The sequence below is a fragment of the Fodinibius sp. genome (assembly GCF_041642155.1).
GTDB lineage: Bacteria > Bacteroidota > Rhodothermia > Balneolales > Balneolaceae > Fodinibius.
On sequence record NZ_JBEPWZ010000066.1, the window covers coordinates 1 to 12,727 of the forward strand.

The window sequence follows — 12,727 nt, forward strand, 5'->3', positions numbered from 1 at the left end:
TCCCGTCGACTATTTAGCCTGAGCTGTATGATTTGTTTTTTGATGATGTGTTGCATATCAGTTATCCCCCTCCCCGGTAATCATTCGGCGAATGGCGGTAACATCCGTTTCAGGCTCATATAATCGCACCTGTTCGGGCTCCCAGTATCCATAGATAGAAGCCAGGTCCACATCTTTTTTATGCATCGCTTCGAGGCCCTGCTGGAGAGCTTCAATATATTCAAGATCTTTGCCGTTGAAACACACGTTGTCCAGGTAGTAACAGAGCACGCTTTGCAGCAACACTTCCACCTGTGATTTAGTCAGGGCTTCTCCGTCTGCCGGCTCTTCATTTTGTGCGGCTTCCTCAAGCAGATCCGAGGCACGCTCCGGTGCAGGCCGGGGATCGGTTACAAAGGCCTTCGCCTTCTCAGCTATAGGATGCTGATGTGTCTCTTCCAGTACTTGATCAACCGCTGACCGGTATCGTGCCATCCGGCTGTTGACCACCTGGGCCTTGGGTTTCAAGGGAAGTTCCTCTGTTTCCGCCGGGGCCCTTGCTGCCCCGGTAACCTCCGTTTCATTTCCACGCTCTTCAGCCGATCGGTGTGAAAGCAGAATGACATCATCACCTTCATGATCGTCTTCTATCACGATTTCATTGTTGCAAGGAGTAAAATCATACGTATCGCAATCCTGTTCTCTCCAGCAGTACAGATCGTTAACCTGATTCAGGAATTCGTACGGATCGCTCATGGATTCCTCACTCCAGGTTTCCAAACAGAAGTCGGTCTCCCTGTCATTATCGCTACAACCGCAGACATCACATTCTTCGAGACACTCGTAATTCCGGTCGAAAAGAAATTCCAGGAAATCACATGTGGAAAAATCCTCCAGGCAGGTTTCTTTCCGGGCCAGCCATCGGCCCCACTGTTTATATTTTTCTTCGAAACAGCAAAAATCATGGGGTGCCAGCCATAGGGTGCGAAGGAGCACGTGGGCGGGCGCTTCCCGGTACAGCAACTGTTCCAGCAGGCGGCGGTTTTCCGGCTTTCTGAAACGAGCAGGCCACGCGGGCAGGGCTACCGTGGCGATGAACGAATACGGATCGGCGCCGGGAGTAAAACACACGTCGGGCTGATCGGCGCAGGGGTCGTCTTCGGGTTCGCTCCATGTAAATTCACAGCCCGTTTCATTTTCACAGGGAGCACTATACAACTCGCACCGGCAGTCTTCTTCGCAGCGGGGCCGCAGCAGGATATGCTCCGCAACATGTAACCCTTCGGCGTTGATGAGTTTCCACGACCGTTCGATGGCAGCACAAACCTCGTCGGGATTGGCATAACACTGGGGATTCAGCGCTACCATTTCACTATCGCCCGGGGAGATACCCCTGTTGGGACCAACGATCTCCTGGGGTCCTTCAAGATTGTTGTAATGGAGGGCAATGCCGAAATCGTAACAGTCGCAGTCGAACAGCGGACGATAGTTCCTATAGTTGAGCAGCAGCCTTGTGTATATTCTCAATGCATCCTCGGCCTCTTCACAGGAAGTAAAGCAGCAGCGGCTTTTCCAAGCCACATGACAGTCCGGCCCGGGTTGTTTTTCATGGCCGTTGCACCCGCAGGGCTTATCTTCATCGGGATCTTCACCACAGAAGGAAAATCCCGGTAATGTTATTTCAATACAATATTCCTCATCACCGGTTTTCTCATTGTTTCGTTTTGCGATCGGGTAATAGCAGGCAAATGCTTTTAATTTATTTTCCCATTCTTCCCGCTCAACATTGCCGGGAGCCTGAACTATAATGCCGGTCTCTTTCTTAACATCCCATGCGTATGGTAGTCCGTTTTCATCCGTCTCATAATCAGCTTTATTTTGGCTGACTTTATGAAGAAAATCAACCAATTCGGCACATACGTCGACCTGATCATTGGTGTCTTCGGTCTTGACCCGGGTCCGGGCAAAGGGTTCACCGTGTTCATCTAACAAAACATACTCTTTCGCCTCCCCCTCCTCCTTCTCATCTACTTCATAATGCCACGCCCGGCTTTTCTGCCAGTCGTTGATCCCTCGAAAGAGCTTTTCAATAACCTCGTCTCTTTCTTTTGGCGTATCATACCGGCAGGGATGATACACCACGCTGTCGGCGCAAGCCAGGTAAAAGGTAAAGCACCCGTCGTGCTCCCTCCAATAGGGATGGAAGGCACGCTCCGACTGCGAGACGCAGATGAACTTCTGCACGCCCTCTTTACCCCAGGCCTCTTCCTTACTTTCAAATCGAGCTGTACTTTCGGCCAGCACTTCCCGGAGACAGATTCGATACCTGTCTTCCTCATGGCAGGGATCACAGTGCACGAAAAAATTGCCGGGATAACACAAGAGCATCCTAAAAAACCGGTACCCGCGGCGGGCTTCCCCGGGGGTGTTAAAATAACCGGTGCTCTGCCAATACTCTTTGCCTTCCTCTTCCTCGGAAAACCCAGTACCGTATAACCGGAAATAATACACAAACTTTTCTTCGTCCGGCCGGCAGATTCGTTCCTCCTGTTTTTCGGGTTGTTCCTCACAGGGAAAAAGCTCATAAAATAGCCTGGATTTCTCAGGGACCGCCCGGATCGGGTAGCTTTTTGCCAGCGACACCAGTTTCTGCTTCGTCTGGGTTCCCCACTCATCCCGGATTGCCTGCGGGAGAAAGACGATTGCTTCATTTTTTGTATAATCAACAGGCTGATGTATCAGCTTTTCCTCCATGCTGATAATCGTGCTGTAATTTTTGGGGTCAGAAGCCCATTCCAGGATCTGCAGATAGTATTCCCTGAAAGCCTTTTCCGCCTCTTCAATGGTGCGATATCCCTGTACACTTTCGAAAAGGGTTAGTTCATTTCCCGATTCGTCAAAACGGTTACGGCTTCGAATCAAATAGTGGTACCATACGGTTCCTGTGTTCTCATCCCTGCGCTCGCTTATTATCTTCGATCCACCCAGGCATATTTCAAGGGCGGGGTACGCATCGCAGTTCACTTTTCGCAAGGCATGGAGGTTCTCTTCAGCGTCGCTTCTTTCGGCAAATGTCTCACTATAACAGGCCGGGATGGTATCTTTGTCGACCAGGCGATACACAAAACTGCCCTGCTGGCTCAAATAGTCCAGTTCTACGCTGCCCTCAAATGCTTCCACCCCGGATTCTTCTGAAATCCGGTTCACTTCTTGTTGCAGCGAAAGCTCCCTGTTGATTGCCGCCCGGATCGACTTTTCCTTTTCGTCTGCGAAATCCTGTAGGAGCCTGACGGAGGACGTTTCTTCAGGCGGATTCATGGGAACCAGCCTGAATTCGCCTTCCTCTTCATATTTCCGTACTTGTAAAACGGAAATAGATTTTTGAAATCCGGCGGCGGCAGCAAACGCTTCTTCCCTGGTCTCATACTCTCTAATACTTTCGAAAGTAAACGGGACGGCTTGTTCAATACCCAGACGAAAGGTGAATTTCCAACTGTTTGGCACTTTTTGGATAGTTAGCGCATACACATGCTGCCGGATGATCGAGAGTATTTTATTTTTTTCCCGCAGGGCTTTTTTTTCGCTGGTGAACTGCTCCGAGCAAACGGCTTTATCTTCATCATCTACTACAATATAAAGGGAGAAGGTATCGTCATATTCGTCAGAACGAATCTTGTAATTTTCTGCACTCGCCATCCACGACAGCAGCTGCCGCCAGTGTTCTCGTGCCTGTTCCTCGCTGTCAAATTCCCCCGGGGGTCTGAACTTGAACCGGTTTTGGGTATCGAGAACATCATAACTGAATTCGTCGGGTTTACCTACAAGGGTATTGTCGATATCTATTTTAAACGCATCGAGGTTGATAAACAGGGGGGCTTTTCTCTTGTGCGGAATGCGGAGAAGCGTACCGGGCAGGAAAACCGATTTGTCGTCCCCCGTTTCCCACCGGTCTTCCTCGTTAACACCCTGTTTAATCTGGGTTAATACCGACTGTGCGACAGCCGCTGTCTTATAACTTTTGGTGGTGGCAAGTAATACATCATCTCTGTAATCTCTTAACTGAAGGCGATAAATGAACCCGCTGGCAGAAATATTCCCTGGCAGAGCCGGGTTGCCCAGAAACAGCCGATGCAGGTGCTGGACGGTGGCATGAGCCTCTTCTTTGGTTTCAAATTTTTCCCGGTACGTGGCCAGTGTTCGGTCATTCTCCTGGATGGCGATCGTATAGGTCTGCTCCCGGGAGACCGGCTGCACGCTGTACCGCTCCCTGTTGGACAACCCTGTGAAAAATGCCCGTGCTGCCTGTTGAGCTTCTTGATGGGAATCATAGGTTTCACGGAGGGTAAAAAAATCTTCATCTCCGATTTGAAGGTTTACAACATATTGGTCATCGTACCGGTTAACCTCGAAATTGCAGAGGCTGTGCCGGTTCCAGTTTTCCATACCGCCAAGGGATTTCACCCGTTTTTCAAAGCCTGATATATTATTGTTGCGCCAGCCATCGGTCCTGTAATCATACGCCTTTCCGCGGTTGCTGCTGATGTCGTCGTAATGACTTAAAAACTTTTCGGTCGCTACTATGTTCGATTCTTCGGTCTGCTCGTTACTGATATTATCGAACGTCAGCAAGGCGTAATCGGTGAATGTTTCGGCAAAGCGAGCCAGCAGATGCTGCAAGAACCCCTCGCGACGTTCCAGGTAGAGTGCCCGGTCTTCCACAAGCAGCTGCAGGTATTCCGCAAAGGAGGCCAGGTTCATCTCTATGGTGAACGAAAAGCGATGATTGCTATCCACAAACGAACGGTAGTTTTCATCGAACGCTCCGATGTACTTTACTGAGGCGGCATTTTCCCGGGCCTCCTCAACCGTTTTGAAATAGGTTTTGCTGATCAAGGCGATACTCTCCGACGAGGTGAGGATATAGTAAAAAACGCAGCCGTCGGTTTTGGTTATAAATTCACTACTAACATTCTCATCATGATAGAAATCATCTCTCAGCAGGCTGACTTCAAGATCTTTTTTCGCCTGCGTTTCGAATGCGATGGGTGAGGTTTCTTCCAGGTCAATGTATTTCAACTGCTCGCTCTCCTTCAGGGCAAGCAGATCATTTTTATCCACGGGAAAAACAAGGGTACCGCCTTCGCCGCCCGGGCTGCCATTTGCGCCCTTTTCGGTTGCCGTGAAACGCAGTAATTTTTGCAGCTCGGGAACGGTATTCAACTGGTTGATAAAATAGGTGTGCTGCTCCTTTTCTTCTTCTGGCGAATCGAGCGCGAACAGGGAGCGAAGATTGTCAAGCTGGGCCAGGTAATTAGCCAGCAGCTGATCGAAAAAGAGTAGATATCCCTTTAATTGCAAAGCCTGTGCTTTTCGCAGATCCGGAGCGTCATCCGCCAGGGCGCCCTCGTCTATGGCATACACCCGGGGAAATTCGTTCTGGATGGAATAATAGTCCGCCAGATCACGTCGATAAGTACCTTTGGGTATTTCGGTATCCAGATAAGGAGAAGGTGATTGGTATAACACTTTTCCGTTATTGCTGAAATTCAGGTCTAACAAGCTTTCGTATTTTTTAACATCGACGGAGATGGGCATGCCATTTCGTGTAAAACGGAAGCCTGAACAGCGTATAGAAAATTCGGGGATATGATTTTTTTTGATGGGAAATTTCCAACCTGACGGTATGCGGGGATTATCGCACAGGCGCAGTGACAAATTACGCACGGATTGTACGCCCGCCAAATCGAATAGGATTTCATACACATCAGAGAGATGAATCTCTTTTCTCAATTTCAACGCCTTGAGCTCTTCCGTATCTACAAATCCATGGCTTTGGGTAAGGTTAAAAGGGCGGCCCGCAAAAATTTCTTCGATGGATCGCCCTTTTTCCAGCAGTTGCTGCAGCGTGTAAAAGTGAGGCGAGGGCGTGAAAAAGTCGCGGAGTTTTTCTGCCGTTGCCAGGAACACGTCTTCGGCTTTGGCGTTATCTTCCAGTTCAATTTCGGCGCAGACTCCCATCGGGAGCTTGCAGAGAATATAGATATCGGCAAAATCTTCGCAGAAGTTGCGGTGCTTCATCAGGGCCTTTTTAACCTGGGAAAGAACCTTATTTTTATATTCCTGGGCCTCCGCTTCTGTCAAGAAATCACTATGTATATCTCCATAACTGTCAATGTTTTTTTCAAGGTCAAGATAAACGTGGTACAGGCCATTCAGGAATGAAGTGCAGGATGAATTATCTCTGTCCCGTATATCATTTTCGTAGGGATTCTGCTCGTCTGGCCGGCAAAAATCTGTGATGTCGGTCGCCGGCTCCAGCCAGGCATTTCTGACTTCTTTCAGATCGATCAGCAGTTTCCGGAAGTCGGTAACGGTGAGCGGGTTGCAGGCCAGAATTTCCGACGGAGTAAAAAAATTATTGTCCGCCGCTGTATCTTCCGGATTCCGGGTTAACATATCTTCCAGCGGCAGGTTGGTGCGGTACCCCAGGTCGAGCAGGGCGTAGCAGAGCATCTCCAGGATGGTAATGCCCGGATCGTGCACGTTATGATCGGTCCAGATCTGCCCGGCCAGTTGTCCCAGATACTCAATTCCTTCCGAGCGCAGCTTTTCAAAATCCAGGTAGTCGGGAAAACTCTGGTCATTCTTGCTGATCGTGGTACTATGTTTCAGTTCGTCAGTCATGCATCCGGGTTGTTATTCAATGACGGGTTCCTCACAATAATCGGCCACTGTAATTGTTTCGTGGTCGCAGCAATCTACTTCACGATTGTGTTCATAGCACTTGTCCCAGCTTTCGCAATCCTGCTGCTGTATGCATATATCGATATCACCCGCAATCACGATGGAGCGAGGGGTTACCGGACATACTTTTTGCTGGTCAACCGGGGGACCGGTTTCACGGTCGTGGATCATCTTCAGCTCCAGGATATAATCCAGGTAATCGCGGGTTTCCAAAAACCGGACGATATCGGAGCGGTAAATACACTGGCCGAACGTGAGCTTTTCGTACTGGCCCACGGCCCAGGGTGCCAGAAATTCGCGCAGGTCCTGCCTGAGTTTCTCCTTATAGAAGTTCTCATCCCTGCCCAGGTATAATTTCACCTTCAGGCAGAAATGGACTTTTTCGTAGCGGGGATTCATAATTTTCAGTCGAACAAACGGCGATGTGCGCCGGCGCAGGTAATCCCTGACTTTTTCGAGTAAACTTACCGGTGCCCGGGGTTCAAAAGTAGCGGAAGCCTTCAGCTGGTTCAGGTCCGGAATTACGGCCAGCAGTACATAACCCGGGGCAACGGGAAAATCATTGAAATACTTGTGGGCATTCAGTCCGAAACTGTGGTTGATGCATTTAACTTTGAATAATTTTGGAAAGGCCTCCAGCGCCAGGCGCTCGTAGTCAAACTTCTGGATGGATCGCCCCTTGTGACGAAGCAGCTCGCTGGTTCTGACATAAAAATGACCCGACGCTTCGGGGAGTCTTCCGCCGAATCCCTCGTACGGCTGATTTACTTTTTTAACGGATGCATCAGCTTCCTTTAGTTTAGCGATGGAACCCGCCGGCAGGGCTTCGGCCAGGCGCGTCTTGTCGTTGGCTTCCTCGTTGGTAAAGGTGACCCGAACCGCCTGCGTATGAATACCGATGGTTTCGCTGACCGAACGGCTGTTCTGCGGGATGGCGGCTTTGATCCAGTGCAACCCTGTTGGAAGAATGGTATTGTCGCTGGTCATATTGGCCGGCAGGGCGAACTTGACGATACCGGAGGCGGTGAGCCCGTCGGTGGCATCATCGAGTACCTCGAACCCGTCCCGCAGCAGCTTCCACTGGTTATTGTCCAGGTAAAACCAGTACAGATCTTCCCTCTCTGACTCGGAGTCGGCCGTAGCTTCCGCCAGCTGAAACAGCATGTTGACATTGCTCCCCGGCACCAGGTCTTTCAGGCCGAGGAAGAGCGTGCCTTCATCGCAGAAGGTAGGCAGCAGCGTGGGGTTCGATTCCAGTTCCTCTGATTTATAGGTACCTTCATACGGGTAGAGGTGGATGAGGTCGACGTCTTCAATAGCAGCCGTGGCACTATAATCGAGGGATATTTCACTGATGATGGGCGTCCAGGGTTCGTTGGGGATGACTACCTCTTTTTCACCAAAAAATCCCGAAAAGATTCCATCCGTATCGATGGTATCCAAAATATCATCGAATTTATCCCTGATCACCTCCTTCAAATCATCCTCAATACCCGCCAGATTAGTTTCCAACAGGTCAAAAAGATCTTCAACGAACGTTTTGACCAGCGTATTCAGCTGATCCTGCTCGGATGCCGGCAAGGAGGTGATATCGAAAGGACCGCTAAATAAATCACCCAGGGAAAACGAGGCGATGGCAACGAGGTCGTCCAGCAGTGTTTTGCAGCGCTCGATGATTCCTTCCAGCAGCGCCGAATTGGTCGCCTCGTCTATTTTATCACTGATAATCTGGACCAGCTCGTCCAGTATTCCATCAATTGCGGAATTCACAACATCCTCGGCAATATCAATAATTTTCGGGCCGATATTTCCGAAAAAAATAGAAATATCGAATACCTGGGGCACGCCGCCCTCTATGTAAACGGCATCGTTGATCAGCGAGGGATAACGCCCGAAGGCCATCATTTGTCGGGCCAGCACAAATGAATAGTCCTTGTGCAGAAAATCCTGGTTTTGAAGGTTGAACCGCAGAAATCCCGCCCGGCTGTCCTTCCTGTATTCCGTCAATTCCGTTTGCAGATCGCCGAATGTCCGGCTGCCGTCAAAATTCGTATGCTCGATAAAAAACGAATAGGTGATTGATTCGGTTTGGGTACAAATCTTATCGCAACTTCCTTTGGTAAAAAGTTCGCGGTTCCAGTCGTTCGTGACATCATTTAATCGTTCGACATTTGAGGAAGTGGACAATTCCTTATGCCAGTTCCCATTTTCCAGCAGGGCAAGGTTTACCTCAAAATCGCATTCATTGAGCCCGTACACTTCGTGCGTGTTGTCCTCGCGGTCCTCACAGGTGTGAAAGTTGTCCCGCACCAGATACCCCTTGTAATAATCGTTAAAATTGGCAGGTTTATTTTCCCAATTCAGGTTGATGCAGATCTGCTCCCACTTTTTGAGCAATATTTCCTCGCTGCCAATGTAAAAATTGGGGCCGACAAGATTTTTGTCACTCCCTTCCCGGGGATTTACCACGTCAAAGCCGATAACCTCCGGCCTGGTCCCGAACGGGTAAATAGGACTGTTCACATCCTGCACGCTTTCATCATTTTGTACCACGAAGTTTTTAAGCCCGCAAACCTCTACATCAATGGTCGTATCATTGATGATCACATTCCGGAAAAAGTGATAGAGGGAAACATCCGGCTCACTCGCGTCGCCCTTTTCAAGGCAACATTCTTTGGAGTAGGAATCGCCGTTTTCTTCTTCATCATCTGACGGAGGCTCAATTTTAATTTTATCATCCAGCTCAATTTTTACCAGCGGCCGGGAGGTATCGAAATTTTCTTTAAGCTGTTCCTTATCGTAAAAAGTGATGGCCGGCTTGTCGGCTTCGAGGGTAGCTGTGATCGTTATAACAAACTTACCGCTGACGGGCAGGGCGTTGGGAGCGAGGCTGATATCGACCGGATCGCTGGGAGCCAACCACTCTTTTTCCCCACTGAACAGCACGCTGAGCGCTTTACGCGGCGGAAAGAGATCGTTCAATATGGTTAATTCGTCCGTACTAAACTCATCTTTAAAATCATTTTCCGGTGTAGTAATTTCGTATAACCTTTCTTCCCGGGGACAATAACAGAGTTTTTTTTCTTCTTCTCCCTCTTCAGGTTGTACAATCAGCAGATTATTAAGTTTGTCTACGGTACTTTTGCTTACCCCCTTTTTTACCGCCTGGGCCACCAGGTCTCGGTTGATGTAGTAATAAATTTGGTTGAGTGAATCTTTAACCTGGTCGTAAAATTCTTTGGAAGCTGCAAAAGACGGATACGCGATGAACGTTTCGCTTTCTTCTTCCCCGTTATCATCACAACAGCTTGAAGACCCGCCCGCGGAAACCTTGATTTCACCACATAGATCATCTTTTAACTCGCATGCCAGCGTGATTTCAACCGTTCGCTTTCCTTCATTCAGCAGCAGTACCGGCGAAGCCAGGATGAACCCCAGCCGTGCACTGGGATATGGCTTGATAAACCCGTGTTCGGGGTCGGTGTACTTGCTGTATTTCCCGCCCAGCGTGGCAAAACTTTGGGGACCGCCTTCTGGGAAATCCTTGTCGATGCCGTCGGCTTTGCCGGCATCGGGTGCCATATAGACTCCTTCCACGCAGGTGGTATCCGACACCGCCTGGTTATTAAGGAACAAAGTACGTTTATCTGCTACCTGGGCTTTATTGACCACGATCTCATCATCGAGTTCAAACAGCACCTCGGCCTTGTTATCGTCTTTCCCGTCTTTTACCTGTAACCCTTTTTCCAGGAGATAGCTGTCCAGTTGTTTCTGAATTTCAAAAATAATATGAGCCTGGTCGGGCGTGGCATCACGGCTTTCCAGCCGCAGCACCTGTTTGTAAAAAAAGTCGAGATGCTTTTTAGTAAAACGGTTCAGATCACTTTGCAGATGTTGAAACAGTTTTAAAAATGCAAACAGCACGGCCAGGTGAGGCTGATGCTGTTCCCGGAGCTCCGCTTTCAGAGGAATCAGGCTTTGATCCATACTTGTGGCGGCGGCATCGGCTACCAGGCGCATGACATTAAGAAAAGCAGGAGACAGGCCCCGGATGGCATCATAAAGAGCGATTGTTCGATCTCTCTGAGTGCTGGCCCCGGTTTTAAAGCTTTCGTCAGATTCGTACAAATCGGAAGGATAAAGATCCCAGACCTCGTTTTCTTGCAGCCTCTGCCAGTCCACCGGCTTGATACAATACCATTTCACCGCCGCGTTGGTGTATTTTATAAATTCCTTTACCGGCAGCTGCAGCTTGTCTTTTATGAGCTTTTCCAGTGCAAACGCGACCGGTAATTCGCTTCCCTGTGTCTGCATCTGCCAGGTGTTAAGGGGATTAATCAACCGGTAGTAAAGGAAGTGCACTAAAAGCTGTAATCCAGATGAGGAGGGATTTTTTTGGAATAGCTGGTGGTAAAAGGCGAGATTTTCGTGGATCGAATCGCCATTGAATTTGGTAATGGAGGCCACTGTAAAGGGCAGGCTTTTTTTAAAAAACGGCTGCCAGTCATGAACAGAAAGATCCTCCTCATAAAATTTGATGTGCCGCGACAGCTGCATGAAATAATCCAGCAGATCGGCCAGGGTACGGCCGTCGATATCGGCAGATCCGGAAAGCAGATCTTCCAATACCCGTTGCCTCTGGCTTACGCCGGGGTCATGTTGAAAGGGATGTATCAGGTTTTCGCATTCTCTCATTAGGATCTTTTTAGCCGGTAATATCAGACCGGTTTTAACGCTTCATTTTCATAAAAATCATACACATAATTAAACCGGGAGTTGGTACCTGGAATCGTATATTCCACGATGATGGTGAAACGGCCTTCAATCAGGTCGAATGATTCATCAGGCGTCACTTCTATCTTCTCAGCAATGATGCGCGGCTCATAAATAAGGATCGCGTTTTTAACCCGGTCTTTAATATACCCGATCACAGAACTGCTCAACGATTCAAAAAGATAGTCGGCAAGATTACAGCCATATAAAGGCTGCATCACCCGTTCCCCAAGGCTGGTGGATAACAAAATATCCAGGCTCTGTTTAATATCTTCCTCATTACTTACCATCTCCACTGACCCTGTTTCGTGGTCGAAAGTGGGCGGAAAAGACCATCCGGTACCAAGAAATGATTTTTGTGAATTCTTCATTGCTTTCTTTTTATGTGTATTAGCCCCCGATTTGCACGGTGGGAAATCCCGCTACAATTACGCCGCCATGGGCAGTCAAATCTCCCTGTCGAGCGGCTGGTCGCCCGCCAATCATCACGGTTGCCGAACCTTTTACGATGGTATCCGGGGGACCTGTGCACGTGAGCAGATCGCCTACCACGGCGGCCGGCATGTTGCCGATCATCACGGTAGGCACACTGGGTCCGGTAATCGGACCTCCCACATGAGGTACCGTTCCCGTAACCATGGGACAGGTATGCATATCACTTATTCTGGCTGCTGAAGGCATATGTATTGGATTTATCGGTTAATTGATTTTGACCAGCGATCCACTGATCTCGGTTATCCCCTGCGCCGACAGCTTGGTGGCCGCCCCCTCTATACCGACGCTTCCATCGGCATTTACCGAAAGCGTGGCCCCTCCAATGGATAAAGATGCCGCTGCCGACAAGGTCAGGTTGACGCCGGCCTTTATTTCAACATTATTCGGACTGTCCAGCGTAATCCCTGCCGTATCCAGTGTAATCTTATTGCTGTTCTGGTCGTTAATCTCAATTTTTGTCCCCTGCTCATCCAGTTGCAGGCTGTTGCCCGCCGGGGTGTCGATGGTGATGGTGTTGGTATCGTCATTAAAATGAAGACGCATACCACTGCGGGTAGTAAATCCTTTCTCGTGATTGTCGTCCTGAGCGGTAATAGGAGCGGGTTTGGCGCTGCTATTCAACATGCCTAACACCACAGCGTGTCGCGGATCGCTGTTGATAAACCCCACAACGACTTCATCACCTATTTCCGGACGGAAAAAAGCACCCCGGTCCGCCCCGGCATCCAGGCTGGCG

At 49.3% G+C, this 12,727-nt stretch carries 5 protein-coding genes; all 5 read right to left on the reverse strand.

What is annotated here, in order from left to right; translation table 11 throughout:
- Positions 1 to 57: 57 nt before the first annotated feature.
- On the reverse strand, positions 58 to 6,663 hold the full coding sequence (locus tag ACESLU_RS06135) for a hypothetical protein (protein WP_372636612.1): 6,606 nt from the start codon (positions 6,661 to 6,663) through the stop codon (positions 58 to 60).
- 12 nt (positions 6,664 to 6,675) lie between these two features.
- Complete coding sequence (locus ACESLU_RS06140) at positions 6,676 to 11,418, reverse strand: hypothetical protein (protein ID WP_372636614.1); 4,743 nt, start codon at positions 11,416 to 11,418, stop codon at positions 6,676 to 6,678.
- A gap of 23 nt (positions 11,419 to 11,441) precedes the next feature.
- Entirely contained in the window at positions 11,442 to 11,867 is a 426-nt protein-coding gene (locus ACESLU_RS06145) for a GPW/gp25 family protein (RefSeq protein WP_372636617.1), read from the reverse strand.
- A 19-nt stretch (positions 11,868 to 11,886) separates the two neighbouring features.
- On the reverse strand, positions 11,887 to 12,177 hold the full coding sequence (locus ACESLU_RS06150; protein WP_372636620.1) for a PAAR domain-containing protein: 291 nt from the start codon (positions 12,175 to 12,177) through the stop codon (positions 11,887 to 11,889).
- Between the two features lie 18 nt (positions 12,178 to 12,195).
- A partial coding sequence (locus tag ACESLU_RS06155; RefSeq protein ID WP_372636622.1) for a phage baseplate assembly protein V occupies positions 12,196 to 12,727 on the reverse strand: 532 nt, incomplete at its 5' end.

Bases quoted from the DNA above. Each gene is read 5' to 3' on its own strand.
- ACESLU_RS06135 (WP_372636612.1), bottom strand. From the start codon at position 6,663: ATGACTGACGAACTGAAACATAGTACCACGATCAGCAAGAATGACCAG.
- ACESLU_RS06140 (WP_372636614.1), bottom strand. From the start codon at position 11,418: ATGAGAGAATGCGAAAACCTGATACATCCCTTTCAACATGACCCCGGC.
- ACESLU_RS06145 (WP_372636617.1), bottom strand. From the start codon at position 11,867: ATGAAGAATTCACAAAAATCATTTCTTGGTACCGGATGGTCTTTTCCG.
- ACESLU_RS06150 (WP_372636620.1), bottom strand. From the start codon at position 12,177: ATGCCTTCAGCAGCCAGAATAAGTGATATGCATACCTGTCCCATGGTT.